Origin of the sequence: Nocardioides segetis (assembly GCF_051390595.1) — a bacterium.
Taxonomy (GTDB): domain Bacteria; phylum Actinomycetota; class Actinomycetes; order Propionibacteriales; family Nocardioidaceae; genus Nocardioides.
Genome location: NZ_JBNINR010000007.1, coordinates 66,843 through 92,534 on the forward strand (window position 1 = coordinate 66,843; position 25,692 = coordinate 92,534).

Genomic DNA, 25,692 nt, shown 5'->3' on the forward strand with positions numbered 1-25,692 from the left:
GGGGCGAGCCGCGCCGGCGGGCCAGCATGGAGCTGTCCCCGCAGAAGTGGCCCGACGAGGAGGTGGTCCCGGTGCAGGAGTCCGACGTCCAGCCCGGCCGGCTGGTGGTGCTGTCCGAGGAGGAGTGCTGGGAGCTGCTCCGGTCGCGCCCCGTGGGCCGGCTCGCCTGGTCCGGCGCGGAGGGGATGTCCGTCGTCCCGGTCAACTTCGCCGTCGGCGAGGGCACCGTGCTGCTGCGCACGACGCCCTACTCCCTGATGGCACGCGACTGCGCGGACCGGGAGGTCGCCTTCGAGGTCGACGACATCGACGAGCAGCGACACGACGGGTGGAGCGTGCTGGTCCGCGGCCGTTGCGTGAGGGAGCGGATCGCCTCGGACGGCCCGCGACCCTGGGTGACCGGGCCCCGGGTACTCGGGCTGCGCATCGCCGTCGGCTCGGTGACCGGACGGCGCCTGGTCAGCTCGTCGGCGGAGCGTGCTTGACCGCGTAGATGGCCGCCTGGGTGCGGCTGGACATGCCCAGCTTGGCCAGCAGCGAGGAGACGTAGTTCTTCACCGTCTTCTCGGCGAGGTGGATCTCGCGGGCGATCTGCCGGTTGGTCAGGCCCTGCCCGATCAGGTCGAGGATCCGCAGCTCCTGCTCGGTGAGCGACGAGAGCTCCTCGTTGACCGGCGGTCCGGAGCGGATCCGGTCGAGCACCTGCGCGGTCACCGACGGGTCGAGGGTCGACTGGCCCGCGGCCACCCGGCGCACGATGTCGAGCAGGTCGTGACCGCGCACCTGCTTGAGCACATAGCCGGCCGCCCCCGCCATGATCGCCGAGAAGAGCGCGTCGTCGTCGTCGTAGGACGTCAGGATGAGCGCCTTGATCGACGGGTCCTGCGAGCGCACGTCGCGGCACACGTCGATGCCCGAGCCGTCGGGCAGCCGCCCGTCGAGGATCGCGACGTCGGGTCGCAGCGCGGGGATCCGCCGGGTCGCCTCCTGCGCGGACTCCGACTCGCCGACCACGACGATGTCGCCCTCGCTCTCGAGCAGGTCGCGGATCCCGCGGCGGATCATCTCGTGGTCGTCGAGCAGGTAGACCCGGATCTGCGCGGAGGTCGCCGGCGTCGCATCGTCACTCACCCCACCCACGGTAGCCGCGAACCGTGCCGCCCGGCGAGGACCGCGCACCCGCCGGTTCGGGACCTTCGGCCCTCCCGCCGGGAGCACCGGCCGAGCAGGCTGATCGGTACGACAGAGAGGAGCGCTGCCATGAGCAGTCCCGCCGTGCCGCGCGTCGAGCCGGCGCCGACGACCGACATCGAGCGTCTGGTGGCGCTGGCCTGCCTGGCCCCGAGCGTGCACAACACCCAACCGTGGCGCTGGCGGTACGCCGGCGGGCTGCTGACGCTCTCCGCGGACCTGACCCGCCGGCTGCCCGTGGAGGACCCGCGCGGTCGCGATCTCACGCTGAGCTGCGGGGCGGCGCTGCACCACCTGCGCTTCGCGGCCCGGGCGCTCGGCTGGGCGACCGACGTCGAGCGGGTCCCGCCAGGCCCCGACGAGACCGTGCTGGCACGCGTCCGGGTGCGTCGACGCGACCCGGCGGTCGACGTACCGGAGGACCTGGCGCTGCTGCACGCCCGCCGCACCGATCGGCGCCGCTTCACCGCCTGGCCGGTGCCCGGCCACCGGCTCGAGGACCTGTGCCGTCTCGCCGCACCGTGGGGAGCGCGCGCCGCCGCGGTGACCGACGACGGTGCCCGGTTCCGCCTCGAGCTGCTGGCGAACCAGGCGCTCACCGCGCTGGAGCTGGACGCACGTCGCCAGGCCGAGCAGGACCGCTGGGTCGGTCGCACCGGCGCCGACGGCATCCCCGCGGCCCTGCTGCCCGACGAGCCCGATCCGCTGCAGGCGAGGTCACGGTTCCGTCCCGGGCTGTTGGAGGACACCCGGATGGTCCTCCACGGCGGGGACCGGGTGATCGCGCTCGGCGGCGACGAGGACGACGTGGCCGGCTGGCTGCGCTCGGGGGAGGCGATGAGCGCGCTGTGGCTGGAGGCCACCCGGGAGGGCCTGTCCGTGGTCCCGATGAGCCAGCCGACCGAGGTGGAGGAGACCCGCCGCGAGATCGGCCGCTCCGTGCTCGGCGGCGCCTTCGAGCCGCACGTCCTGCTCCGTGTGGGGTGGCAGGCGATCGGCCGCGGCGGACTCCCCCGGACGCCGCGGCGCCCGCTCGCCGACGTCCTCGAGCCCTGACGGTCCCACCGCCGGGGGCCGAAAGTCCCACGGCGCCGGGAATTCCGGCCGTGGGACCGCACCCCCGGCGCTTCCTAGCGTGGGCCTGTCAGCATCCGCCCCCTGCCAGGAGCATCCGTGGACCCGACCGACATCGCACGGTGGCAGTTCGCCATCACGACCGTCTACCACTTCCTGTTCGTCCCGATCACGATCGGACTCTCGGCGATCATCGCCGGCTACGAGATCACCTGGTTGCGCACCAGGGACGAGCGCTGGCTGCGACTGACGAAGTTCTTCGGCAAGCTGTTCCTGATCAACTTCGCCATCGGCGTGGTGACCGGCATCGTGCAGGAGTTCCAGTTCGGCATGAACTGGAGCGACTACTCGCGCTTCGTGGGCGACGTGTTCGGCGCGCCGCTCGCGATCGAGGGCCTGCTGGCGTTCTTCCTCGAGTCGACCTTCCTCGGCCTGTGGATCTTCGGCTGGGACCGGCTGAACCCGAGGCTGCACGCGGCCTGCATGGTGCTGGTCCACGTCGGCACGCTGTTCTCGGCGTACTTCATCCTCGCGGCGAACTCATGGATGCAGCATCCCGTCGGCTACGCGTTCAACCCCGAGACCGGACGTGCGGAGATGAACGACTTCGCCGCCGTCCTCTTCAACAAGGTCCAGCTGGTGACCTTCCCGCACGTCGTGCTGTCGGCCTACATGACCGGTGCGGCCTTCGTGGTCGGCATCGCGCTGTGGCACCTGCGGCGGGCGCGCACCGCCGAGGACCGTGCGGTCTACCGTCCCGCGGTGCGCACCGGCGCCTGGATCGTGCTGGTCGCGGCGCTCGGCGTCGCCGTCAGCGGCGACGTCCAGGGCAAGATCATGACCGAGGTCCAGCCGATGAAGATGGCCGCGGCCGAGGGCCTCTACGAGACCGAGGCGCCCGCGGACTTCTCCGTCTTCCAGCTCGGGACCCTCGACGGCGAGCACGAGACGTTCTCGATCAAGGTCCCCGGACTGCTGTCCTTCCTCGCGACCGGCACGCCGGGCGGCGAGGTCGAGGGGATCGAGGACCTGCGCGAGAAGTACCGCGAGACCTACGGAGCGGACCCCGGCGCGGCGTACTACTCCCCCGGCGACTACACGCCGGTGATCCCGCTGACGTACTGGTCGTTCCGGCTGATGATGGGCCTGGGCATGGCTGGGGCCGCGATCGCCGCCTGGATCCTCTGGGCGACCCGGCAGGGCCGGGCCCCCGCCGGCCGGGCCGTGCTCGCCGCGGCGATCGGGTTGCCCTTCCTGCCGCTGTTCGCCAACTCCTTCGGCTGGATCTTCACCGAGATGGGCCGCCAGCCCTGGGCGGTCTTCGGCCTGATGACGACGGAGCACTCGGTCTCCCCCGGGCTCACGACCGGCGAGGCCTGGACCTCCCTCATCGCGCTGACGGCGGTCTACGGCGTGCTGGCCGTGGTGGAGGTGCGCCTGCTCCTCACCTGGATCCGCAAGGGCGCGGAGGAGCTGCCGCCCGACGTACCGGCCGATGCGGACCGCCCCGGCGAGGACCGCCCCCTCGCCTTCGCCTACTGAGACCGAAGGGCCACCCCATGGAGCTCACCACCGTCTGGTTCGTCCTGATCGCCGTCCTGTGGATCGGCTACTTCACCCTCGAGGGGTTCGACTTCGGCGTCGGCATGCTGCTGCCCGTGCTGGGCCGCGACGACACCGAGCGCCGCGTCATGATCAACACCATCGGTCCCGTGTGGGACGGCAACGAGGTGTGGCTGCTGGTCGCCGGCGGCGCGACCTTCGCGGCGTTCCCGGAGTGGTACGCCACGTTGTTCAGCGGGTTCTACCTGCCGCTGCTGTTGATCCTGCTGGCGCTCATCGTCCGCGGCCTGGCGTTCGAGTACCGCGCCAAGCGGGACGACCTGCGCTGGAAGGCCCGCTGGGACCTCGCGATCATCGTGGGCTCGTTCGTGCCGTCGCTGCTGTGGGGAGTGGCGTTCGCGAACATCCTGCGCGGCGTGCCGATCGACGCCGACCTGGAGTACGCCGGCGGCTTCCTCAACCTGCTGAACCCGTACGCGCTCCTGGGCGGACTGACCACGCTGGTCCTGTTCCTCACCCACGGCGCGCTGTTCCTCGCGCTCAAGACCGACGGGGAGATCCGGCACCGGGCCCGGCGCCTGGCCGTCCCGCTGGTCGGCGTGACCGCGCTGTTGGCGGTGGCGTTCCTGGCCTGGACCCAGCAGCAGACCGGGACGGCGGCCTCCGCGGTCGCCTTCGTCGTGGCGGCGCTGGCCCTGGTCGGCGCGGGTCTGGGGGCCTGCGCCGGCCGGGAGGGGTGGGCCTTCCTCGGCACCTTCCTCGCGATCGGGATCGCGGTCGCGGGTCTGTTCCTCGCGCTCTTCCCCGACGTGATGCCGACGACGCTCGCCGACGGGACCGGCCTGACGACGACCAACGCGGCCGCGACGGCGTACACCCTGAAGATCATGACGGTCACCGCGGTGCTGTTCACACCGCTGGTGCTCGCCTACCAGGGCTGGACCTACTGGGTGTTCCGCAAGCGGATCGCGACCCACCACATCCCGGTGCCGGCCCGATGAGGCCCTCGGACCCGCGCCTGCGCGCGATGCTCACCCCCGCCCGCGCCGATCTCGCCGGGGTCGTGGCGGCGGGCGTGGCCGGCGGCGTCGTGGTGATCGCCCAGGCCTGGGTGGTGACCGGGCTGGTCGTCGCCGTGCTGCGCGGCGACGGCCTGACGGGATGGGGGCTCGGCGTCATCGGAATCCTGGCGCTGCGCGCACTGACCGGCGCTGCGGCCGACCTGTGCGCCGCCCGGGCCGCCGCCGTGGTCAGCACGGCACTGCGCCGACGCCTGGTCCGCGCGTACGTCGACCGCTCGGGCGCCGCGGCAGCCGCCGGTGAGGCCGCGGTGCTCGCCACCCGCGGCGTGACGGCCGCGGAGCCTTATGTCACCCGCTACGTGCCCGCCCTCGTGGTCGCGGCGGTGCTGCCGCCGCTGACCGTCCTGGCGATCGCCACCCAGGACCTCCTGAGCGCCGTGATCGTCCTGGCCACCCTGCCGCTGGTGCCGGTCTTCGGCGCGCTGGTCGGCCTGGCGACCCGGGACCGCGCCGAGCAGCAGTGGCGCGCGATGGCCTCGCTGTCGGGACACTTCCTCGACGTCGTACGCGGCCTGCCGACGCTCGTCGCGCACCGTCGCGCCCGCGCCCAGTCGGGCCGGATCGCGGAGGTCACCGACCGCTACCGCCGCGCCTCGCTGCGCACCCTGCGGATCGCCTTCGCCTCGTCGGCGGTGCTCGAGCTGGTCGCGACGCTGTCGGTCGCGCTCGTGGCCGTGACGATCGGGGTCCGGCTGGCGTCGGGGTCGGTCGGCCTGGAGACCGCGCTCGTCGTCCTGCTGCTCGCGCCGGAGGCCTACTGGCCGCTGCGGCGGGTCGGCGCGGAGTTCCACGCCGCCGCCGAGGGGGCGGCGACGTTCACCGAGGCCCACGAGCTGCTCGCGGGCGGCGCGACGGAGACCGTCGACAGCGCTGCCCCCGAAGGCGCGCCACTGGTGATCGACGGCGTCACGGTGACCTATCCCGGACGGACCGTCCCCGCCGTGGCCGACGTCACCGCACTCGTCCCGGCGCGCGGGATCACCGCGCTGGTGGGGCCGTCGGGCTGCGGCAAGTCCACGCTGCTCGCCGCCGTGGCCGGGCTGCTGCCGGTCTCGGCCGGGACCGTCACCGCCGGGGGTGCGCCGGTCGGCGGGCCGGCCTGGCAGGCCCAGGTCGCCTGGCTGCCGCAGCAGCCGCGGTTCGTGGCGGGCAGCGTCGCCGACAACCTCCGGCTGGCCCGGCCCGCGGCGGACGACGCGGCGCTGTGGGCGGTGCTGCGCGAGGTCGCGCTCGAGGAGCGGGTCCGCGCACTCCCGCTGGGACTGGCCACCCCGCTGGGCGAGGACGGTCTGACGCTGTCGGCCGGCGAGCGCGCCCGGCTCGCCCTCGCCCGGGTGGTGCTGGCGGACCGGCCGTGGGTGCTGCTCGACGAGCCGACCGCCCACCTCGACGACCTCACCGAGCAGGTCATCGCCGACACGATCGTCGCCCTGGGCCGCCGCAGCGGCGTGCTCGTCGTCGCACACCGACCGCGGCTGGTGGGCCTCGCCGACCACCGGATCGTGCTGCCGGCACCGGCGGCCCGGCCGGCCCCGCCCCCGGCCTCCCCGACAGGCTCCTCGACCCGCTCCCCGGCCGGCTCCCCCCACGCCGCTGCGGCGCCGCCTCCGGCCCCGGTCCCGGCCGGCCACGAGCGCCGCGTCCTCGCCGGCGCCGCCCTGATCGGCGCGCTGGCCTCGGCCTCCGGCGTGGCGCTCACCGCGACGGCCGGCTGGCTGATCGTGCAGGCGTCGACCCGCCCGGCGGTGCTCACCCTGCTGGTCGCGATCGTCGGCGTCCGGGCCTTCGGCCTCGCCCGGCCCGTCCTGCGCTACGTCGAGCGGCTGCGCGCCCATGACGCTGCCCTGCGGCTGCTCGCCCGCCGGCGCGTCGAGGTGTACGACGCCCTGGTCCCGCTCGTGCCCGCCCGGCTCGGCCGCCGCCGCGGCGACGTGCTCAGCTCCGTCGTCGACGACGTCGACAGCGTGGTGGATCGCCAGCTCCGGGTCCGGATGCCGCTGGTCCAGCTCGGCCTGGTCGGCCTCCTGGCGGGCGTGGTCGCCACCCTGGTGCACCCGCCGGCCGGGCCCGTCGTGGCGGGCTCGGTCCTCGCGGGTGCCCTCGCCTTCGTCGTCGCCCGGCACGGGGCGCGCGCCGCCGAGCGCCGCCTGGTCGGCCTGCGCGCCGAGCTGTCGACAGCCGTGGTCGAGGCGGTGCAGGTCGCCGACGAGCTGCGCATGTGGCAGCGCGCGGCGTCGACCGCCGACCGGGTGGCGGCGACGAGCGCCCGGATGGGCGAGGTCGCCGTCGGAGCGGCCCGCTGGCTGGCCGCCGCGCGCGGTCTGGTGCTGGTCGGCAGCGGCACCGCCGTCGCCGGCACGGCCGCCGTCACCGCCGGCGCCGTCGCCGGCGGATCCCTCTCCGGACCGCTGATGGCGCTGCTGGTGCTGCTGCCGCTCGCACTGGTCGATGTCGCACTCCCCTGCGCCGATGCGGGACTGCTCGCCGCACGGACCGCGGCCGCGGACGACCGGCTCGCGGCACTGGAGCACATCCCGCCCGCGGTGCCGGACATCCCGGGCCGGGCGGCCGCGCGCGGCCACGCCGTCGCGCTCGACCGGATGTGCGCCCGCTGGGACACCCGGGCGCCCCTGACCGCGCCGGTGTCGCTCGACCTCGGTCCGGGCGACCGCGTCGCCGTGGTCGGGCCGTCCGGCTCCGGCAAGAGCACACTCGCCGCGGTCCTGCTGCGCTTCCTGGACCCGGCCGACGGATCCGCGGAGCTCGGCGGTGCGCCGCTGGAGCACCTCGGCCTCGCCGACGTACGACGCCGGGTCGGTCTGGTCGACGACCACCCGCACGTCTTCGCCACCACCGTGGCCGAGAACGTCCGCCTGGCCCGCCCCGGCGCCGACGACGCCGAGGTCGAGGACGCCCTGCGGCGGGCGCATCTCGGTGCCTGGCTCGACGCGCTGCCCGAGGGGCTGCACACCTGGGTGGGCGCGGGTCACGCGGACGTGTCGGGCGGCGAGCGAGCCCGGATCGGGATCGCCCGGTCCCTGCTCGCCGACCAGCCGGTGCTGGTGCTCGACGAGCCGACCGCCCATCTCGACGGGGCGACCGGCGCCGCGCTGGCGCGCGAGGTGCTCGGCGGAGAACGGGAACGATCGGTCCTGTGGATCACCCACGGCGCCGCGGGCCTCGACCTGGTCGACCGCACCGTCCGGCTGGAGCCGGGGGCCGAAGGTCCTGCCGCATCCGGGGCCTCGGCCCGTGTCGCCGGCGGCCCGGTCCCGGAAGGCTGGACCCATGACCACGACTGACATCGGCGGGCATCCCGTCGCCGCCACCAGCATCGTCGTCGCCACCGACGGCTCCGAGGACGCCGACCGAGCGGTCCGCTGGGCCGCGGGGCAGGCCGCTCTGGAGCGGCGCCCGCTCACCGTCGTGACCGCCATCGGCGCTCCCGGCGTACCGGCGATCGCCTGGAGCGGCATGGGCGCTGCCTACGCCTACGACCCCGGGCAGCTGCAGGAGAGCGGCCGCGCCATCACCGGCGCGGCGGTCGAGATCGCCCGGCAGCTCCAGCCGGACCTCGAGGTCGCGAGTGCCGTCCTCCTGGGCGATCCCCGCCACGTGCTCGTCGACCTCTCCCGCGACGTCCACCTCATCGTGCTCGGTTCCCGCGGTCGCGGCGTCCTCCGCAGCAAGGTCCTGGGCTCGGTCAGCGCGGCGGTCAGCCGCGACGCCGGGTGCCCGGTCGTCGTCTGCCGGCCCCGGCGGCAGGAGGAGCGCCCCGACGCGGGCGTCCTGGTCGGTGCCGACGGCACGCCCGAGTCGCTGCCGGTCATCGAGTTCGCCTTCCGGCAGGCCGCGCTGAGGGACCTGCCGCTCACGGTCGTCCACGCCGTGTGGGACGAGGTCGGTGCGGTGCACGGGCCGGCGCTGGTCTCCCCTCGGGAGACAGGCCTGGACGAGTACCGCGCGCTGCTCGGCGAGAGCGTCGCCGGCATCGCGTCCGACTTCCCCGAGGTCACGGTCGACCTCCGGCTCGCCCGCGGGATGGCCGAGGACTGCCTGACCGACACCAGCGCGATCTGGGACCTCATCGTCGTCGGACGGCATCCGGTCGACTCGCTGCTGCGCCTGGTCACCGGTGCGGTCGCCACCTCGGTCGTGGAGCGGTCCCGGACCACCGTCGCCGTCGTACCGCAGGCCGACCCGCCTGCCGAGATCTGAGGAGGACCCCATGGACACCATCCGACCGGGCAGCATCGTGGTCGCTGCCGACGGCTCCAAGCACGCCGCCCGCGCCCTGGACTGGGCGGCGCGACAGGCCGCCCTCGATGCGCGCCCGCTGGTCGTCGTCACCGTCGAGGAGCGCGACGCGCAACGGGTCAACGACGCGGCGCTGCGCCAGGCCGAGGAGCTCGCCCCGGAGGTCGACGTGGTCGGCCTGACCCTCACCGGCGACCCGCGCGGCGTCCTGGTCGACCTCTCCCGCGACGCCCACCTGATCGTCCTCGGCTCCCGTGGTCGCGGCACGGTCCGCAGCATGCTGCTCGGCTCCGTCAGCACCGCCGTCAGCCGGCTCGCCAGCTGCCCCGTCGTCGTGTGCCGGCCGCGGGCCGAGGAGCAGCGGGGCAAGGGCGTGATCGTCGGCATCGACGGCACCGCCTCCTCGCTCCCCGTCCTCGAGTTCGCCTTCGCCCAGGCGGCGCTGCGCGGCCAGGGGCTCACCGTCGTCCATGTCGTGTGGGACGTCGTGGCCGCGGTCGCCGGCCTGCGCAACGTGCGCGTCGACGACCTCGACCTGGGCCCCGAGGACGAGGCGCACCTCCTCCTCGCCGAGTCCGTCGCCGGGTTCGGCGAGAAGTACCCCGACGTGCGGGTCACCCTCCGGGTCACGCACGGACTGGTCGACGACGTGCTCGGCAGCCGCACGGCGGACTGGGACCTGGTCGTCGTCGGCAGGCACCCCCTCGACACCGTCGGCCGCCTGGTCACCGGCTCGATCGCCACCGCCGTCGTCGAGCGGGCCCGCACCACCGTCGCCGTCGTGCCCGAGCCCGCGGTCGGTCGCGACTGATCAGCACCACGCCCGACGGCCGCCGGGAGCCACCTCTCGGTCGCGCAGCACGATGCCGAGCCGGGCGCCGTAGGCCGCGCAGGCCCGCCGGAAGTCGCGGGCGCGGTACTCCACGACGAGCACCCGGTCGCCGTACGACGCCACATAGCGACCGCACTCGTCGTAGCGGCCGCACTCCTCGGCGACCGCGAAGTCGAACCCGAGCACGCGCCCGTCCAGCGACGCCCAGTTCTTCTGGGCGATCGCGAGGCCGGCCGCGTGTGCCCGCGCGGTGAGCAGTCGGGCGTACCTCTTGGCCTGCCGGGGCCGGAGCAGGCCCTGGCTGCGGGAGAAGGAGTCGAGGTTGTCGATCTCGACGGCGTCGTAGCCGTCGCGCGCGCATCCGTCGATCCACCGCCCGACGATGCCGGCCAGCCGCTCGCGCTTCCTCGCCGTGCGGATGTCGAGCAGCCACTCGCCCCACGCGTCGTCGACCACCGGCCGGCCGCCGTCGCGCAGGACCAGCCCGGGATGGCGGCGCCACCGCGCTCGCTCGTCGGGCTGGGTCTGGAAGCCGTTGACGTAGCAGACGTTGTAGCGGCCCGGCTCCGGTGCCGCCCGCCGGTCACGGACGACGATCCCGACGTTCGGGGCGGGCGGCACGGGGCCGCCGAGCTGGTAGTCGACGTCCACCCCGCCCGGTGGCGGGGTCGCCGCGGTGGCCGCGGGCGCCGCCCCCAGCGCGAGCGCGATACCGAGCAGCAGCGCCGGCAGCATCAGTGGATGTACAGCGTCGCCCGCACCGGGTTGTGGTCCGAGGCCATCGGGGCGGCGTACCTCCCTCCCGCGAGGACCGCGATGTTGTCCCACCGCGGCACGGAGATGCCGGGTGAGACGAAGATCCGGTCGACATGGGTCGGCCAGGTGGACGACCGCGGCGGGTTGGTGTCGAAGCCGTGCGCGGAGTTGAGGTAGGGGTAGGTCAGCTGGGCGGCGATGTCGACGGCGTCGGCGAAGCCGGCCGACTCCATCACCAGGCGCGGCGTGTCGGTCTGGCCCCGGCGGTCGAGACCGCGGTGGGAGTTGTAGTCGCCCAGCAGCACCGCCGGCACGCCCGGGAACGCGGACGTCACCCGGTCGAGGACGTACTTCGTCTCCTGCTGGCGCAGACCGTCCGCGGCGGCCTTGCCGTCGCGCAGGTGCACCGCACCGACGGCGATCTGCTTGCCGGTGGCCAGGTGCTGCACCAGGGCCTGGCAGAAGCCGTGGTCGCGGTCGCCGAACATGGTGAACCGGGTGCCCTTGCTGTTCTGCTTCTTGCCGACGACGGCGTACTCGCTGGTGCGCACGTAGGCGGTCTGGCTGAACAGCTTGCGCTTCTTGCTCTTCTGCGTCTGGCAGGCGAGCGCGTAGCCGCGCTTCTTCATGACCTTGCCGATCCAGCGCTTCTTCTTGCCGTACTTGTGGGCGAGATGACCCTCGACGAACACCATGATGTCGGCGTCGACGCGGCCGATGTCCGCGACGACCTTCTTCTGGCGCTTCTTCCACTTCCAGCCCTTGTTGCAGTTCTTCTTCGCGCCGCACGCCACGTTGAAGGTCGCGGCGGTGGTCTGCAGCGCGGTCGGCACGACGGCCCGCGAGATCGGCGGCGTCACCTTGCACGAGCGGGGGCCGCCGTTGCCGCCGCCCTTGCCGTCGCCGTTGGCGACCACGGCGAAGCAGTACGTCGTCCCCGGGGTCAGGCCGGCGAGATCGGCGTGCGGGCCGCCGACCGTCGCGATGCCCTTGTGGGGGTCCAGGCCGGGATAGGTGTCGGGGCCGGCGGTGGAGAACCACACGTCGTAGCTCGACGCCCCGGCCACCGCGTCCCAGTCGAGGTTCACCGTGACCGTCCTGCCGACGACCTGCTGCCCCGAGACCCAGGGCGCGTCGGCCTGGGCGACAGCCGAGGTCGGGGAGGCCCCGGCCAACGCCCCGACGGCGAGAGCGAGGGTCGTGAGGAGCACGAGGACGGGACGTGGGAGCAGGGTGGGGGTGGGAGCCATGGGTCTACCTTCTCGTGAAGTGGCACCAAATGTGGAGTGAACAGGCGTACGGGCCGGCACCGACCGTTCTCTTCGGCCCGCGGCTCACCAAGGTGAGGGCTGGTAGTCCTTGACGAAGCAGCCGTAGAGGTCCTCGCCGGCCTCGCCGCGCACGATCGGGTCGTAGACCCGCGCCGCGCCGTCGACCAGGTCGAGGGGTGCGTGCCAGCCCTCGGCGGCGATCCGCAGCTTCTCGTGGTGCGGCCGCTCGTCGGTGATCCAGCCGGTGTCGACGGCCGTCATCAGGATCCTGTCCGTCTCGAACATCTCGCCCGACGACGTCCGGGTCATCATGTTGAGCGCGGCCTTGGCCATGTTGGTGTGCGGGTGGCCCGCGCCCTTGTAGCGCCGGGAGAACTGGCCCTCCATCGCCGAGACGTTGACGATGTAGGCCCGCCGCGCGCCGTTCTGGACCGCGGCCCGCAGCGCCGGGCGCAGCCGGGAGTTGATCAGGAACGGCGCGATCGCGTTGCAGAACTGCACCTCGAGCAGCTCGAGCGGGTCGACCTCGTCGAGGACCTGGGTCCAGGAGTTGTTGTCCTGGACGTCCGGGATCAGCCCGCCGGCGTCGATCGCGGTCCCGGCCAGGTGCTGCTCGAGCGAGGCGTTGCCCGCCTTGAGCGCCAGCGCGGTCAGGGACGCGGCGTTGTGGGTGGCGAGGGCCGACTCGGCCGACTCCCCCTCGTGGTGGGCGACCGCCGTCGACGCCAGGGCGCCGGCGATGGCGGCGGGGTGGGCCTCGGAGATCCGGTCGAAGGTGACCATCTCGGGCAGCGCCTTCACCCCGAGCTCGTCGGCCAACGGCAGCGCCGCGCTCTCGCCGTCGATGAGGTGGGCGTAGGCACCCGGCAGGCGGCGTACCGTCTGGCAGGCGTTGTTGACGATGATGTCGAGCGGGCCGTCGGCGGCGACGTCGTCGGTCAGCGAGATGACCTGGGTGGGATCGCGCAGGTCGATGCCCACGATCTTGAGCCGGTGCAGCCAGTCCGCGGAGTCGTCCATCGCGGCGAACCGACGCACGGCGTCCTTCGGGAAGCGCGTCGTGATCGTGGTGTGCGCGCCGTCGCGGAGCAGCCGCAGTGCGATGTACATCCCGATCTTGGCCCGTCCGCCGGTGAGCAGCGCGCGCTTGCCGGTGAGGTCGGTGCGCTGGTCGCGCTTGGCGTGGCTCATCGCGGCGCAGCGCGGGCACAGCCAGTGGTAGAAGGCGTCGACGAGGGTGAAGTCCTCCTTGCAGATGTAGCACCCGCGCGGCGTGATCAGCTCGCCCGCGAACGCCCCCTGCGCCGTCGAGACCAGCGGGATGCCCGCCGTCTCGTCGTCGATGCGCATCGGCGAGCCCGTCGCCGTCCTCTCGATGATCTCCTGGTCGTGGCGCTGCTTGGCCATCCGGATCTCGGCGCGCCGGGCCCGCTTGATCATCTTGTACATGTACGACGCCGCGCGCTTCACCGTGCGGATGTCGTCGTGGTCCGGCGGCAGCTGGGGCAGCTGGCCCAGGACCTTGAGCGTGATCGCGAGCTCGTCGGGGTCGATCCCGCTCAGCTGTTCGGAGGGGTCGACGAAGTACGGGCTGGGCACTGCGGAATGGTACGCGCGACCAGCGGGTGCAGCGGCATCTCCCCCGCCACCTGCGCCCGGAGCTCAGCCAGGCTCGCGGCCACCACCGTCGTCTCCTCGAACTCCGGCTCGGCACCGTGCACCACCGCGCCGTCGTCCTCGCGGACGGCGAGGTAGGCGTACTCCCCCCGCACCGACATCGCCACCACCCGGTGCCGCCGCCAGAACTCCCGGACCTCCGCCCTCTCGTCGTCGCTCGCCGCGGCGTCGAGGCTGATCCGCTCGAACTCGTCGGGAGCGAACCCTCCGGCCGGGCCGGGGCTCGTGGCGTCGCCGGTGACGAACCAGGCGTCGGCGTCGTCGGGGTCCACCCTCGAACTCTACGAGCCGGGTGCCAGGAACCCGGGCGGCCGCGTTGACCGCATCTCCCTGGCCTCCTAGGCTCGGCGTCGCACAACTGAACATCGCGCCGTTCGAACCCCAGCGGGAGAGCCCCCGTCCCACGAGGACGAGGCGCCGAAGGAGCAAATCTCCCCAAGAATCTCTCAGGCACCCCTGACCGCTGGGACGAGGCGAACTCTGGAAAGTCGGACCGGATCCACCGGCCCGCACCCACGGTGCAAGCCGCCCACCGGGCGGCGAAGCTCTCAGGTAGCGATGACAGAGCGGGGAGGCGATCCAGCCACGAGCACGGCGTCGGCCGTGCGTCACGAGGAAGCCTCCCGATGACCACTCCCGCAGGGACCCCGCGGCTCACGCCGCTGCACGACGTCCACGCCACCCTCGGTGCGTCGTTCACCGACTTCGCGGGCTGGCAGATGCCGGTCCGCTACGGATCCGAGACCGCGGAGCACCGCGCGGTCCGCACCCGGGCCGGCCTCTTCGACCTGACCCACATGGGCGAGATCGAGCTGACCGGTCCCGGCGCCGGCGCGGCGCTCGACCACGCGTTGGTGAGCCGGCCCTCCGCGATCGGCGTCGGCCGCGCGCGCTACTCGATGATCTGCGCCGAGGACGGCGGGATCATCGACGACCTCGTCGTCTACCGGCTGGCCGAGGAGCACTTCCTGGTCGTCGCCAACGCGAGCAACGTCGCCGTCGTGGCGCCCGAGCTGGCCGCCCGCGCCGCCGCGTACGACGCCGAGGTCCGCGACACCTCCGCCGACTGGGCGCTGCTGGCGGTCCAGGGGCCGGCATCGGCCCCGATCGTCGCGGGCCTGACCGACCTCCCGGTCCCGGAGCTGAAGTACTACGCCATCGATGCCGGCACGCTCGCCGGCATCGAGGTGCTGCTGGCCCGCACCGGCTACACGGGCGAGGACGGCTTCGAGGTCTACTGCCGGCCGGCCGACGCGGCCGCGGTCTGGGCCGCGCTGGCCGACGCCGGCGAACCGCACGGCCTGGTCCCGGCGGGCCTGGCGTGCCGCGACACGCTCCGGCTCGAGGCGGGCATGCCGCTGTACGGCCACGAGCTGACCCGGGAGACCACGCCGTTCGAGGCGAACCTCGGCCGGGTGGTGGTCCTCGACAAGCCCGCCGGCTTCGTGGGGGACGCCGCGCTCGCGCGGCGCCAGGAGGAGGGGCCGGCGCGGGTCCTCGTCGGCCTGGTCTCCTCCGGGCGTCGCTCGCCGCGCGCCGGCTACCCGGTGCACGACCCGGCGACCGGCGCCGAGGTCGGCGTCGTGACCAGCGGGTCGCCGTCGCCGACGCTCGAGAGGCCCATCGCGATGGCCTACGTACCCCCGGCGCTCGCCGCGGTCGGCACGCGCCTCGCGGTGTCGCTGCGCGGCACGCTCGAGGACGCCGAGGTCGTCGCGCTCCCCTTCTACTCCCGCCCCCGCTGACCCCGACCCCAGGAGACACGATGAGCAACCCCACCCACCTGCAGTACACCGCCGAGCACGAGTGGATCGCCCTCGACGACGCCGGCGGCACGACCGCCAGGGTCGGCGTCACCGCCTACGCCGCCGACGCCCTGGGGGACGTCGTGTACGTCGACCTCCCGCAGGTCGGCAGCACCGTCACCGCCGGCGAGACCTGCGGCGAGCTCGAGTCGACCAAGTCCGTCAGCGACCTCTACGCCCCCGTCTCCGGCGAGGTCATCGAGGTCAACGCGGCGGTCGACGCCGATCCGGGCCTGGTGAACAGCGACCCGTTCGGCGAGGGCTGGCTGTTCGTCGTCGCGGTCACCGCCACCGGCGAGCTGCTCGACGCCGACGGGTACGAGGCGCTCACCCGCTCGTGACGCCCCCGGTTGTACCGTCGAGACATGGATCGCAGGAGCCACTGATCACATGGCTTTGAGCGTCTTCGACCTCTACTCGATCGGCATCGGGCCGTCGTCCTCGCACACGGTCGGCCCGATGCGGGCCGCGCGCATCTTCGCGGAGGGGCTGGCCGCCGACGGCGAGCTCCCCCGCGTGGCCCGGGTGCGCGCCGAGCTGTTCGGGTCGCTCGGCGCGACCGGGCACGGCCACGGCTCGGTCAAGGCCGTGATCCTCGGGCTCGAGGGCGACGACCCGGCCACGACCGACACCGCGACCTACGACGCCCGGGTCGCGGCGATCCTCGAGCGGCAGGAGCTCGAGCTCGCCGGTGCCCGCCGGATCCGGTTCGTCGCCGACGACGTCGTGATGCACCGTCGCCAGTCGCTGCCCGCCCATCCCAACGGCATGGTGTTCACGGCGTACGACGACGCGGGTGCCGAGCTGCGCGCGCGGACCTACTACTCCGTCGGGGGCGGGTTCGTCATCGACGAGACCCAGGCCGGCGCGGACCGGGTGGTCGCCGACGAGACCGTCCTCCCCTACCCGTTCACCACCGGGGGCGAGCTCCTCGCCGTGTGTGAGCGCGAGGGGATGTCGGTCTCCGACGTCATGCTCGCCAACGAGCTGACCTGGCGCAGCGAGGCCGAGATCCGGGCCGGGCTGCTCGAGATCTGGCGGGTCATGGCCGCCTGCGTCGACGAGGGCTGCCACCGCGAGGGCGTGCTGCCCGGGGGCCTGAAGGTGCCGCGTCGGGCGCCCGAGCTCTACGCCAGGCTCTGCCGGGCGGGCAGCGACGACCCGCTCGACGTCGTCGACTGGGTCAACCTCTTCGCACTGGCCGTCAACGAGCAGAACGCGTCGGGTGGCCGGATCGTCACCGCCCCCACGAACGGCGCCGCGGGCATCGTGCCCGCCGTCCTGCACTACTGGGTCCGGTTCGCGGCGAAGGGACGCACGCCGGAGGAGGTCGACGACGGCATCGTCCGCTTCCTGCTGACCGGCGCCGCGATCGGCATCCTGGCCAAGATGAACGCGTCCATCTCCGGCGCCGAGGTGGGCTGCCAGGGCGAGGTCGGCTCGGCCTGCGCGATGGCGGCCGGCGCGCTCGCCGAGGTGCTCGGCGGCACGCCGGAGCAGGTCGAGAACGCCGCCGAGATCGGCATCGAGCACAATCTCGGCCTCACCTGCGACCCGGTCGGCGGCCTGGTCCAGATCCCCTGCATCGAGCGCAACGCGATCGCGTCCGTGAAGGCGATCAACGCCGCCCGGCTCGCGATCCACGGCACCGGAGCGCACAAGGTCAGTCTCGACAAGGCGCTCAAGACCATGCGCGAGACCGGCAGGGACATGAAGACGAAGTACAAGGAGACCTCGCGCGGCGGCCTCGCCGTCAACGTGATCGAGTGCTGAGCCTTGACCGCTCCCCGGGCGCCGTCGTCACAGGCCCGGAAGGACGTCCCGCACGATCGCCAGCAGCGCCTCCCTCAGCAACAGGTGCGCCTGCTGCCGGCTGAGGGTCCGCTCCCGCGACCACTCGCGGATCGCGCCGCGGGCCAGCTCGCCGAACGAGCGCACCACGGCGCGGGCGGCGGGGTCGGCCGGGTCCTTGCCGACCATCTCCAGCACCCGGCCGGCGGCGAGGTCGTGGGCGTCGTCGAGGATCGCGCGCACCTCGGCGTCCTCGCCGACGCCCTCGGCCCCGCGCACGGTGAGGTAGGTGGCCCGCTCGGGTGTGATGGAGGAGAGGAACCATTGGACGGCGGCGTCGACCCTCTCGGTCAGCGACCCGGTCGGCAGCGGCACGTCCTCGAGCGTGGGGAGCAGCGAGGCGCGCCGGACGACCTCGAGGTAGAGGGCCCGCTTGTCGCCGAAGTAGTGGTTCAGCAGACCGCGCGCCACCCCCGCCTCCCGGGCGATGGCGGTGGTGGAGACCTCCGCGTAGGGCCGGTCGGCGAAGAGCCGCTCGGCCGCGATCAGGATCTGCTCGCGCCGCTGGTCGGGTGACAGGCGCTGGCGGCGGGCGGTCGTCGGCACGGGACCGAGCCTACTATTGGCACACTGCCAATAGAAGGCTACGTTGGCCCCATGGCGACCAACCTCCGGGTGCGCGACCGTCCCGTCCCCGCGGGCTTCGACATGCGCGACCACGTCTCCGGCATCGGCGCCCACCTGGCCGGCCCGGCCAACGTGATCATGCAGCTGAGCTGGCCGGGCGTCGGCTACGGCGTGATGAACAGCCGGGTGCACGACGGTGCCGCGACCCGGCACCCCTTCAAGCGGGGCCGGACCACCTTCACCTACCTCGCCGTCGCCCTGCTCGGCGACGACGCCGAGCGCGCCGCCTTCCGACGGGCCGTGAACCTCCAGCACGCGCAGGTGGTGTCGCAGCCCGGCGAGAAGGTGCACTACCGCGCGATGGACCCGCGGCTGCAGACCTGGGTCGCGGCCTGCCTCTACTACGGCACCGTGGACATGATCGAGCGGATGCACGGCCCGCTGCCCGACGCCGAGGCCGACGCGCTCTACGCCCACTGCGCCCGGTTCGGCACCACCCTGCAGATGCCCGCCGACGCCTGGCCCGCCGACCGTGCGGCGTTCCGCCGCTACTGGGAGGACGCGGAGTCGGAGGTCGACATCGACCCCGCGGTCGCGGCGTACCTCATGGACCTGACCCGGCTGCGGAACTTCCCGCGGCCCTTCCACCTGCTGGGTCCGTTCGTGGTCTTCGTGACGACCGGCTTCCTCCCGCCGCTGTTCCGCGACGCGATGGGCCTGCCCTGGACCGATCGGCAACAGCGCCGCTTCGACCGGTTGCTGCGCACCCTCGGCGCGGTCGAGCGACGACTCCCCCGCGCCCTGCGGAACTTCCCGTTCAACCTGTGGCTCGCCGACATGCGGCTGCGCCGCCGGCTCGGCCGCCGCCTCGTCTGACCCGCCAGGAGGACCCGATGGACTTCGACCTGCCCGAGAGCGCCCTCGCCGTCCGCGAGGGCGTGGCCGCCGTCGCCGCGCGCTACGACCACGCCTACTGGTCGCGGTGCGAGGAGGAGCACCGGTTCCCGCGGGAGGTGTTCGACGACCTCGGCGCGGGCGGCTGGTTCGGCCTGTGCGTGCCCGAGGAGTACGGCGGTGGCGGGCAGGGGCTGCTCGAGCTCGCCGTCGCCAACATGACGCTGTGCGCGTCCGGCGGCGTCGCCGGGACCTTCTTCTACGTCACCACGCCCGGCTTCGGCGCCATGACGCTGACCCGGCACGGGACCGAGGAGCAGAAGCGGCGCATCCTGCCCGGCCTCGCCGACGGCTCGCTGCAGTTCTGTCTCGCGCTGACCGAGCCCGATGCCGGGAGCAACGCCATCGAGATCACGACCGCCGCCCGGCGCGACGGCGACGATTTCGTCGTCAAGGGCCAGAAGGTCTGGATCTCCAACGTCGAGAACGCCGACTGGATGGTCGCTGTCACCCGCACGATCCCCGCGGCCGAGACGAGGGAGCGCGGTCTCCCCCGCACGGCGGGGTTCACCCTCCTCCTCGTCGACGTGAAGCAGGCACTGGCCGACGGCACCCTGTCGTACACACCGATCCCCAAGATGGGCAGCAACATCCTCCAGTCGAGCCAGGTCTTCCTCGACGACGTCCGGGTGCCGGCGGCCAACGTCATCGGCGAGGTCGACGCCGGCTTCGCCGTGCTCTGGGACGTGCTCAACCCGGAGCGGATCCTCGCGGCGTCGGGCGGCATCGGCACCGCGGACGCCGCGCTGCGGATCGCCTGCGACTACGCCCGGGAGCGCGAGGTGTTCGCCCGCCCCATCGGCGCCAACCAGGGGCTGCAGTTCCCGCTCGCCCAGATCAAGGCCAAGACCGAGCTGGGGAGGCTGATGACCTACCAGGCGGCCTGGCTCTTCGACCAGGGCCGTCCGTGCGGCAACGAGGCCAACGTCGCCAAGCTCACCGGCGCGCAGGTGGGCTGGGAGGCGGCCAACCAGGCCTTCCAGACCCTGGGCGGGATGGCGTACTCCAAGGAGTATCCGATCGAGCGGATCTTCCGCGACGCCCGGATCGCCAAGAACATCCCGGTCGCCGAGGAGCTGGTCCTCGCGCACATCGGCACCCAGATGCTGGGGCTGCCCCGGTCCTACTGACGCGACAGGGCGCGGGCCACCAGGTCGAGCGATCCGGCGGGGACGCCGGGGCTGTAGAGATAGCCCTGGACCTCGTCGCATCCGCGCCGGCGCAGGTACTGCTCCTGCTCGGTCGTCTCCACGCCCTCCGCGACGACCCTCATGCCCAGGGCGTGGGCCATGACGATGATCGCGTCGACGATCGCGGCGTGCGGCGCCGTGTCGATCTCCCGCACGAACGAGCGGTCGATCTTGATCCTGTCGATCGGGAAGCGGGTGAGGTACGCGAGGCTGCTGTAGCCACGCCCGAAGTCGTCGACCGCGATGGAGACGCCGAGGGAGCGCAGGGCGTGGAGCAGCGCGACCACCTCGCCGTGGTCCTCGATCATCAGGCCCTCGGTGATCTCGACCTCCAGCTGCGAGGGCTCGATGCCGGCCGCCTCGATGGCATCGGCGACCTCCTCGAGCCAGGCCCGTCCACGCAGCTGGCGCGGCGACACGTTGACGGCCAGGCGCAGCGGACGGCCGAGCCGGTCCTGCACGCCCGCCAGTGCCGCGCACGCCGTCGTCAGCACCCAGGCGCCGAGCTCGGCGATCATCCCGTCGTCCTCGGCGACCGGGATGAACCGGTCGGGCGGCACGGCGCCCAGTATCGGGCTGGACCACCGCGCCAGTGCCTCGACGCCGACCACCTCGCCGGTCGCGAGGTCGACCTGCGGCTGGTAGACCAGCGAGAGCTCGTCGCGGTCCAGCGCCTGCCGCAGCGCCGCCGAGAGCGCCCCGCTCTCGATCCCGGGATCCGTCACCCCTCCCCCATCGGTCCGGGACCCGGCGATCGGAGCCGACGGGGACCTTGGTCCCGGCCGGCGACGCCGAACGGTCGACATCGGCGCATTCGCCCGGCGTCCGCCGCGGCGGCTGCCTAGGGTCGGGGTCGAGGGAAGGGGAACTCGTGCGCTGGTTGCAGCGAGCAGTCGGACTGCTCATCCTCGGGACGGCCCTGGCGGGCGCGGGCCTGCTGTGGTGGTCGGTCTCCGACACCACCGACGGCCGGGCGGAGCCGTCCGACGGCCTGGTCCTCGGCGTGTGGCACGTCCTCTACGACACCGAGGCGCCGACGATGCCGACGCTGGCGGCCGCGGCGGGACTGGCGCTGCTGTTCGCCGCGGGTGTCGCGTGGCTGGAACGGCGTATCGCCAACCGGGCGCGTCGCAGCGACGACGGCGTCGGACTCCCCCTCTCACCCCGGCACGTGATGGCCGAGACCCGAGGGGTCTTCCACGGGCCCGTGTCGCTGACCGTGCTGGTGCCGGCCCACAACGAGGCCCAGGGCATCGGGGCCACGCTCGCCTCCCTGGCCGGCCAGTCCCGGGCACCGGAGCGGGTCGTCGTCGTGGCCGACAACTGCACCGACGACACCGCCGAGATCGCACGGCGCTGCGGCGCCGAGGTGATCGAGAGCATCGACAACACGCACAAGAAGGCCGGTGCGCTCAACCAGGCGCTGGCGCGGATCCTGCCCGGCCAGGGCGAGAACGACCTGGTCATGGTGATGGACGCCGACACCGTGCTCGACGACGGGTTCCTCGCCGCCGCCGTGCGCCGGATGACTGACGACCGCGCGCTGATGGCCGTCGGCGGGCTGTTCTACGGCGAGGAGGGCAAGGGGCTGATCGGGCAGTTCCAGCGCAACGAGTACACCCGCTACGCCCGCGACCTGCGGCGGCGCCGGGGCCGGGTCTTCGTGCTGACCGGCACCGCCACCGTCTTCCGGCCGCGGGCGCTGCGCACCGTGGCCGCCGAGCGCGGCCGCCTGCTGCCCGGCGTGCCCGGCGACGTCTACGACACCCTGGTGCTGACCGAGGACAACGAGATCACGCTGGCCCTGAAGTCCCTCGGCGCGCTGATCGTCTCGCCGTCGGACTGCACGGTCGTCACCGAGGTGATGCCGACCTGGCGGGCCCTGTGGGCGCAGCGACTGCGCTGGCAGCGGGGGGCACTCGAGAACCTCGGCGCCTACGGCCTGCGGCCCGCGACGTTCCGCTACTGGGCCCAGCAGCTCGGCATCGGGTACGGCGTCATCGCGCTGCTCTCGTACCTCCTGCTGATGGTCCTGATGGCCCTGTCCTTCGACAGCTGGGTGTGGTTCCCGTTCTGGCTCGGGACCGGCCTGGTGTTCACCGTCGAGCGGGTGGTCACGGTCTGGCGGGGCGGCTGGCGGGCCCGGCTGCTCGCCGCGACGCTGTTCCCCGAGCTCGTCTACGCGCTGTTCCTCGACATCGTCTACCTGAAGGGCGTGCTCGACATGTCGCTGGGCCGCAACGCCGACTGGAAGCACGTCGTCAGCGCGCCGCGAGTGGTCGGGGCGGGGCGGGCCGGCCGATGAGCACCCTGAGCGGCCCGCTGCTGTCCACGCTGGGGATCGTGTTCCCGGAGTCGCTGGTGCGCTCGCACGGGTTCGCCGTCCTGGCCGCCTTCGTCGCGATCAACACCATGGTCTACGTGACGCTCGCGGTGGCGAAGATGCTGCCCAAGGTGCACGTGGGCGACCACCTGCCCCGGACCTACGAGCGGTCCGAGACCCGGAGCATCCATCCCGACGGCCCGCGCTGAACCGGTCGGCGGAGCGCGCAGAGGGCGTCGGGCCGCGACCTCTGGGGGGGTCGGTCGCGGCCCGACATCGGACATCATGACATACCAACGGTTCATTTGGGCCGGTTGGGTGAGCATTACCTGACACGTGTCCACATCCGTGACCAGCGCCGCCCGGGACTACTCCCAGAAGACCCGATCGACGACCGTGTGCGCGTGCCGGGTGACCCGGAGATAGTCGTCGAGCAGGCGGTCGGTCTCGGTGAGCTGGTAGCCGAGGATGCCCGCGACGGCACGGCGTTCGAGCACCGCCCGGGGGAACTCGTCGCCGGCCCGACCCCGCGCCAGGAGCACGGCGTTGCGGACCCGGGTGGCCAGGCGCCAGGCGGTGCCGAGCGTCTGCGCGTCGTCGTGGGTGATCAGGTCCGCCTCCGCGGCCGCGCCCAGCGCGGGAAGGGTCTGCGTGGTGCGCAGGCCGGGGACCGCAGCGCCGTGGCGCAGCTGGAGCAGCTGGACGGTCCATTCGATGTCGGCCAGTCCCCCGCGGCCCAGCTTGAGATGCAGGGCCGGGTCGGCGCCCCGAGGGAGGCGCTCCTTGTCGACCCGCCCCTTGATGCGGCGGATCTCGACGACGTCGTCCTCGGTCAGGCCGCCGGCCGGGTAGCGCAGGGGGTCGATGAGCGCGGTGAACCGGGCCCGGAGATCAGGGTCGCCGACGACGGCGTCCGCCCGCAGCAGCGCCTGCGCCTCCCACACGTGGGACCACTTGGCGTAGTAGGCGGCATAGGCGTCGAGGGTCCGCACGAGCGGTCCCTGCCGCCCCTCCGGCCGGAGGTCGGCGTCGACGACGAGGGCCGGATCGGGACCGGGGACGGCCAGGACCCGGCGCACCTCCTCGGCGACGACCCGAGCGAAGGTCGCGGCCTCGTGGGCGTCGGCGCCGTCGACGGGATCGTGCACGAAGAGCACGTCGGCGTCGCTGCCGTAGGACAGCTCGAAACCGCCGTAGCGGCCCATGGCGACGACCGCCATCCGGGTCGGCGCGGCGTCCAGCCCACGCGCGCGGACGGTCGACTCGATCGCCCCCTGGACGGTCGCCTCGAGGGTGGCGTCGGTCAGCCGGGTCAGCGCGGTGCCGACCTCGGTGACGTCGACCAGGCCGAGGACGTCGCCGGCGGCGATGCGCAGCAGCTCGCGACGACGCACGGCGCGCAGCGCGCGCACCCCCTTCTCGAACCCGTCCTGGCGACGTCCGGTGGCGAGCATCTCGTCGGTCATCGCGGCCGAGGAGAGGGGGCGCAGGTCGCCGCCGAGGAGCCGCACACCGGCGGGCTCGCGCTCCAGCAGGTCGGTGCAGTAGCGGGACGTGGCCAACAGGTGGGCCAGGCGCTCCGCGGCCTCGCCCTCGTCACGCAGCGTGGAGAGGTACCACGGTGTGCGGCCCAGGGCCTCGCTGATCCGGCGGAACCCGAACAGGCCCCCGTCGGGGTCGGAGCACTCGGCGAACCACTGCAGCATGGCCGGCAGGAGGGTGCGCTGGATGGCGGCGGTCCGACTGACGCCGGCGGTCAGCGCCTCCAGGTTGCGCAGCGCGGCCTGCGGGTCGGCGTACCCGAGCGCAGCGAGCCGCTCACCAGCCGCCTCCGAGGACAGTCGCACCTCGTCGGAGCCGATCCGTGCCACGGCGGTGAGCAGCGGGCGGTAGAAGATCTTCTGGTGCAGCCTGCTGACCTCGCGGCGGTGGTCCTGCCACGTCTCCTCGAGCCGCTTCCGCGCCTCCTTGAAGAAGCCGAGGCTGCGCCCGAGTCGGCGCAGCGACGCCTCGTCGGCGGGCACCACGTGGGTGCGCTGGAGGCGGTGCAGCTGGATCCGGTGCTCGAGCTGGCGCAGGAAGGCGTAGGCACGGTGCAGCGCCTCGCCGTCCTCGCGGCCGACGTACCCGCCCTCGGTCAGCCGCGCCAGCGCGCTGAGCGTCGTCGGCGGGCGGATCGAGTCGTCGGCGCGGCCGTGCACGAGCTGGAGCAGCTGGACCGCGAACTCGACGTCGCGCAGCCCGCCGGCCCCGAGCTTGAGCTGCCGGTCCGCCTCCTTGGCCGGGATGTGGTCGAGCACGCGCCGCCGCATCGCGCGCGCGGCGTCGACGAAGCCCTCCCGGTCCGCGACGGACCAGACCATCGGTGCGCTCATCGCGACGAACTCGGCACCGAGCGCGAGGTCGCCGGCGACCGGACGCGCCTTGAGCAGCGCCTGGAACTCCCACGGCTCGGCCCAGCGCTCGTAGTAGCTCTGGTGACTCGCGAGGGTCCGGCTCAGCGGGCCCGCCTTGCCCTCCGGCCGCAGCGCCGCGTCGACCGGCCAGATCGTGCCCTCGGCGGTGTGGTCGGCGCACACCTGCATCAGCTGGGCGGCCAGGCGCGCGGCGACCCGCTCGTCGCCCTCGTGGACGAAGAGGACGTCGACGTCGGAGACGTAGTTGAGCTCGTGGCCGCCGCACTTGCCCATCGCGACCACCGCCAGGCGGACGTCGTCGGCGTCCGGGCCTAGCCGCGCCCGGGCGACCGCGAGCGCAGCGTCGAGCGTCCCGGCCGCGAGGTCGGACAGCTCCGCCGCCGCGTCGTCGACACCCAGGTGGTGGGTGAGGTCGCGCGCGGCGAGTCGCAGCAGATGACGGCGGTACTCCACCCGCAGCGCGTCGACCGCCTCCCGGTCCGGCTTCTCGGCGACGGCATCGAGGAGGGCCGCCCGCACCGCCCAGGCCGCCGGGCGCGTGGACCCCAGCAGCGGGTCGGCGAGCTCGCGCCAGTGCCCCGGGTGCGTGGCGAGGTGGTCGGCCAGCGCCGCACTCGCGCCGAGCACGCCGAGCAGCCGCATCGCGGTGCCCTCGTCGTCGCGGACCGCGGCGAGCAGCTCGGCCCGCCCGCCGGTCTCCTCCGCGGCGTCGGCCAGCCGGCACAGGCCCCGCAGCGCGGCGTCCGGGTCGGCGGTGCGCCCCAGCAGGGCGAGCAGGTCACCGGCACCCGGACCGAGCCGGTCGAGGTCGACGAGGGCGTGGTCGAGGTCGACGAACCCGAGCCGGAGCAGCTCGGTGCGCTGCGACGCCCGGTTCACGAC

22 protein-coding genes and 2 riboswitches are annotated in these 25,692 nt (G+C 73.5%); of the genes, 14 read left to right on the top strand and 8 right to left on the bottom strand.

What is annotated here, in order from left to right:
* The first annotated feature begins 26 nt into the window (after window positions 1-26).
* A complete protein-coding gene (locus ACPZVR_RS14730) occupies window positions 27-485 on the top strand; it encodes a pyridoxamine 5'-phosphate oxidase family protein (protein WP_436700353.1) in 459 nt (152 codons plus the stop codon).
* Here the strand turns inward: ACPZVR_RS14730 and ACPZVR_RS14735 are convergent.
* Entirely contained in the window at window positions 460-1,131 is a 672-nt protein-coding gene (locus tag ACPZVR_RS14735) for a response regulator (RefSeq protein ID WP_436700354.1), read from the bottom strand. The two genes, ACPZVR_RS14730 and ACPZVR_RS14735, sit on opposite strands and share 26 nt — an antisense overlap.
* A 129-nt stretch (window positions 1,132-1,260) precedes the next feature.
* Between ACPZVR_RS14735 and ACPZVR_RS14740 the strand changes: the two genes are divergently transcribed.
* The 6 genes from ACPZVR_RS14740 to ACPZVR_RS14765 all read left to right on the top strand — a co-directional run bounded on the left by ACPZVR_RS14740 (window position 1,261) and on the right by ACPZVR_RS14765 (window position 9,978).
* Entirely contained in the window at window positions 1,261-2,247 is a 987-nt protein-coding gene (locus tag ACPZVR_RS14740) for an Acg family FMN-binding oxidoreductase (protein ID WP_436700355.1), read from the top strand.
* A 117-nt stretch (window positions 2,248-2,364) separates the two neighbouring features.
* Complete coding sequence (locus tag ACPZVR_RS14745; RefSeq protein WP_436700356.1) at window positions 2,365-3,807, top strand: cytochrome ubiquinol oxidase subunit I; 1,443 nt, start codon at window positions 2,365-2,367, stop codon at window positions 3,805-3,807.
* A gap of 17 nt (window positions 3,808-3,824) precedes the next feature.
* Window positions 3,825-4,829, top strand: coding sequence for a cytochrome d ubiquinol oxidase subunit II (cydB, locus tag ACPZVR_RS14750; RefSeq protein ID WP_436700357.1), 1,005 nt, complete (start codon window positions 3,825-3,827; stop codon window positions 4,827-4,829).
* A complete protein-coding gene (gene cydD / locus ACPZVR_RS14755) occupies window positions 4,826-8,212 on the top strand; it encodes a thiol reductant ABC exporter subunit CydD (RefSeq protein ID WP_436700358.1) in 3,387 nt (1,128 codons plus the stop codon). The genes cydB and cydD overlap by 4 nt, the downstream gene beginning before the upstream one ends.
* The gene (locus tag ACPZVR_RS14760; protein ID WP_436700359.1) at window positions 8,199-9,128 is read left to right on the top strand and encodes a universal stress protein; all 930 of its coding nucleotides are present in this window, start codon (window positions 8,199-8,201) and stop codon (window positions 9,126-9,128) included. Before cydD ends, ACPZVR_RS14760 begins: the two co-directional genes overlap by 14 nt.
* Window positions 9,129-9,138: 10 nt before the next feature.
* Window positions 9,139-9,978 carry a universal stress protein gene (locus ACPZVR_RS14765; protein WP_436700360.1) on the top strand — a complete coding sequence of 280 codons (840 nt, stop codon included), beginning with the start codon at window positions 9,139-9,141 and terminating at the stop codon, window positions 9,976-9,978.
* Here the strand turns inward: ACPZVR_RS14765 and ACPZVR_RS14770 are convergent, their stop codons facing one another.
* The 4 genes from ACPZVR_RS14770 to ACPZVR_RS14785 form a co-directional block, all read right to left on the bottom strand.
* On the bottom strand, window positions 9,979-10,734 hold the full coding sequence (locus ACPZVR_RS14770) for an endo alpha-1,4 polygalactosaminidase (protein WP_436700361.1): 756 nt from the start codon (window positions 10,732-10,734) through the stop codon (window positions 9,979-9,981).
* Window positions 10,734-12,005 carry an endonuclease/exonuclease/phosphatase family protein gene (locus ACPZVR_RS14775; RefSeq protein WP_436700362.1) on the bottom strand — a complete coding sequence of 424 codons (1,272 nt, stop codon included), beginning with the start codon at window positions 12,003-12,005 and terminating at the stop codon, window positions 10,734-10,736. The genes ACPZVR_RS14770 and ACPZVR_RS14775 overlap by 1 nt, the downstream gene beginning before the upstream one ends.
* A gap of 84 nt (window positions 12,006-12,089) precedes the next feature.
* A complete protein-coding gene (locus ACPZVR_RS14780) occupies window positions 12,090-13,625 on the bottom strand; it encodes an SDR family NAD(P)-dependent oxidoreductase (protein WP_436700363.1) in 1,536 nt (511 codons plus the stop codon).
* Window positions 13,586-13,975: a hypothetical protein gene (locus ACPZVR_RS14785; RefSeq protein WP_436700364.1), complete on the bottom strand. Its 390-nt coding sequence runs from the start codon at window positions 13,973-13,975 to the stop codon at window positions 13,586-13,588. Before ACPZVR_RS14785 ends, ACPZVR_RS14780 begins: the two co-directional genes overlap by 40 nt.
* A gap of 103 nt (window positions 13,976-14,078) precedes the next feature.
* A riboswitch (glycine riboswitch) is annotated at window positions 14,079-14,176 on the top strand.
* Window positions 14,177-14,278, top strand: a riboswitch (glycine riboswitch).
* Window positions 14,279-14,329: 51 nt separating this feature from the next.
* Here ACPZVR_RS14785 and gcvT point away from each other — a divergent pair.
* From gcvT to ACPZVR_RS14800, 3 genes are read left to right on the top strand one after another with little or no spacing between them, the layout of a single operon-like run.
* Window positions 14,330-15,448: a glycine cleavage system aminomethyltransferase GcvT gene (gene gcvT / locus ACPZVR_RS14790; RefSeq protein ID WP_436700365.1), complete on the top strand. Its 1,119-nt coding sequence runs from the start codon at window positions 14,330-14,332 to the stop codon at window positions 15,446-15,448.
* A 20-nt stretch (window positions 15,449-15,468) separates the two neighbouring features.
* Window positions 15,469-15,849 carry a glycine cleavage system protein GcvH gene (gene gcvH / locus ACPZVR_RS14795; protein WP_436700366.1) on the top strand — a complete coding sequence of 127 codons (381 nt, stop codon included), beginning with the start codon at window positions 15,469-15,471 and terminating at the stop codon, window positions 15,847-15,849.
* Window positions 15,850-15,898: 49 nt separating this feature from the next.
* Window positions 15,899-17,281: an L-serine ammonia-lyase gene (locus tag ACPZVR_RS14800; RefSeq protein WP_436700367.1), complete on the top strand. Its 1,383-nt coding sequence runs from the start codon at window positions 15,899-15,901 to the stop codon at window positions 17,279-17,281.
* 27 nt (window positions 17,282-17,308) lie between these two features.
* Here ACPZVR_RS14800 and ACPZVR_RS14805 read toward each other — a convergent pair whose 3' ends face one another.
* Window positions 17,309-17,905 carry a TetR/AcrR family transcriptional regulator gene (locus ACPZVR_RS14805; RefSeq protein WP_436700368.1) on the bottom strand — a complete coding sequence of 199 codons (597 nt, stop codon included), beginning with the start codon at window positions 17,903-17,905 and terminating at the stop codon, window positions 17,309-17,311.
* Window positions 17,906-17,956: 51 nt separating this feature from the next.
* On the opposite strand from ACPZVR_RS14805, the gene ACPZVR_RS14810 reads away from it, so the two are divergent.
* Window positions 17,957-18,802: an oxygenase MpaB family protein gene (locus ACPZVR_RS14810; RefSeq protein ID WP_436700369.1), complete on the top strand. Its 846-nt coding sequence runs from the start codon at window positions 17,957-17,959 to the stop codon at window positions 18,800-18,802.
* A gap of 17 nt (window positions 18,803-18,819) precedes the next feature.
* Window positions 18,820-20,010, top strand: coding sequence for an acyl-CoA dehydrogenase family protein (locus ACPZVR_RS14815; RefSeq protein WP_436700370.1), 1,191 nt, complete (start codon window positions 18,820-18,822; stop codon window positions 20,008-20,010).
* Here the strand turns inward: ACPZVR_RS14815 and ACPZVR_RS14820 are convergent.
* Complete coding sequence (locus tag ACPZVR_RS14820) at window positions 20,004-20,795, bottom strand: putative bifunctional diguanylate cyclase/phosphodiesterase (RefSeq protein WP_436700371.1); 792 nt, start codon at window positions 20,793-20,795, stop codon at window positions 20,004-20,006. The genes ACPZVR_RS14815 and ACPZVR_RS14820 overlap by 7 nt on opposite strands.
* Before the next feature lie 146 nt (window positions 20,796-20,941).
* Here ACPZVR_RS14820 and ACPZVR_RS14825 point away from each other — a divergent pair, with 146 nt between their 5' ends.
* Together ACPZVR_RS14825 and ACPZVR_RS14830 are read left to right on the top strand one after the other, a co-directional pair.
* Window positions 20,942-22,375, top strand: a complete 1,434-nt coding sequence (locus ACPZVR_RS14825; protein ID WP_436700372.1) for a glycosyltransferase family 2 protein — start codon at window positions 20,942-20,944, stop codon at window positions 22,373-22,375.
* Window positions 22,372-22,602, top strand: a complete 231-nt coding sequence (locus ACPZVR_RS14830; RefSeq protein ID WP_436700373.1) for a hypothetical protein — start codon at window positions 22,372-22,374, stop codon at window positions 22,600-22,602. Before ACPZVR_RS14825 ends, ACPZVR_RS14830 begins: the two co-directional genes overlap by 4 nt.
* 159 nt (window positions 22,603-22,761) lie before the next feature.
* On the opposite strand, the gene ACPZVR_RS14835 is transcribed toward ACPZVR_RS14830, so the two are convergent.
* Window positions 22,762-25,689: a bifunctional [glutamine synthetase] adenylyltransferase/[glutamine synthetase]-adenylyl-L-tyrosine phosphorylase gene (locus ACPZVR_RS14835; protein ID WP_436700374.1), complete on the bottom strand. Its 2,928-nt coding sequence runs from the start codon at window positions 25,687-25,689 to the stop codon at window positions 22,762-22,764.
* Between the last annotated feature and the right edge of the window lie 3 nt (window positions 25,690-25,692).

Bases quoted from the DNA above. Each gene is read 5' to 3' on its own strand.
- ACPZVR_RS14765 (WP_436700360.1), top strand. From the start codon at position 9,139: ATGGACACCATCCGACCGGGCAGCATCGTGGTCGCTGCCGACGGCTCC.
- ACPZVR_RS14830 (WP_436700373.1), top strand. From the start codon at position 22,372: ATGAGCACCCTGAGCGGCCCGCTGCTGTCCACGCTGGGGATCGTGTTC.
- gcvH (WP_436700366.1), top strand. From the start codon at position 15,469: ATGAGCAACCCCACCCACCTGCAGTACACCGCCGAGCACGAGTGGATC.
- gcvT (WP_436700365.1), top strand. From the start codon at position 14,330: ATGACCACTCCCGCAGGGACCCCGCGGCTCACGCCGCTGCACGACGTC.
- ACPZVR_RS14730 (WP_436700353.1), top strand. From the start codon at position 27: ATGGAGCTGTCCCCGCAGAAGTGGCCCGACGAGGAGGTGGTCCCGGTG.
- ACPZVR_RS14770 (WP_436700361.1), bottom strand. From the start codon at position 10,734: ATGCTGCCGGCGCTGCTGCTCGGTATCGCGCTCGCGCTGGGGGCGGCG.
- ACPZVR_RS14815 (WP_436700370.1), top strand. From the start codon at position 18,820: ATGGACTTCGACCTGCCCGAGAGCGCCCTCGCCGTCCGCGAGGGCGTG.
- ACPZVR_RS14760 (WP_436700359.1), top strand. From the start codon at position 8,199: ATGACCACGACTGACATCGGCGGGCATCCCGTCGCCGCCACCAGCATC.
- ACPZVR_RS14740 (WP_436700355.1), top strand. From the start codon at position 1,261: ATGAGCAGTCCCGCCGTGCCGCGCGTCGAGCCGGCGCCGACGACCGAC.
- cydD (WP_436700358.1), top strand. From the start codon at position 4,826: ATGAGGCCCTCGGACCCGCGCCTGCGCGCGATGCTCACCCCCGCCCGC.
- ACPZVR_RS14800 (WP_436700367.1), top strand. From the start codon at position 15,899: ATGGCTTTGAGCGTCTTCGACCTCTACTCGATCGGCATCGGGCCGTCG.
- cydB (WP_436700357.1), top strand. From the start codon at position 3,825: ATGGAGCTCACCACCGTCTGGTTCGTCCTGATCGCCGTCCTGTGGATC.
- ACPZVR_RS14810 (WP_436700369.1), top strand. From the start codon at position 17,957: ATGGCGACCAACCTCCGGGTGCGCGACCGTCCCGTCCCCGCGGGCTTC.
- ACPZVR_RS14775 (WP_436700362.1), bottom strand. From the start codon at position 12,005: ATGGCTCCCACCCCCACCCTGCTCCCACGTCCCGTCCTCGTGCTCCTC.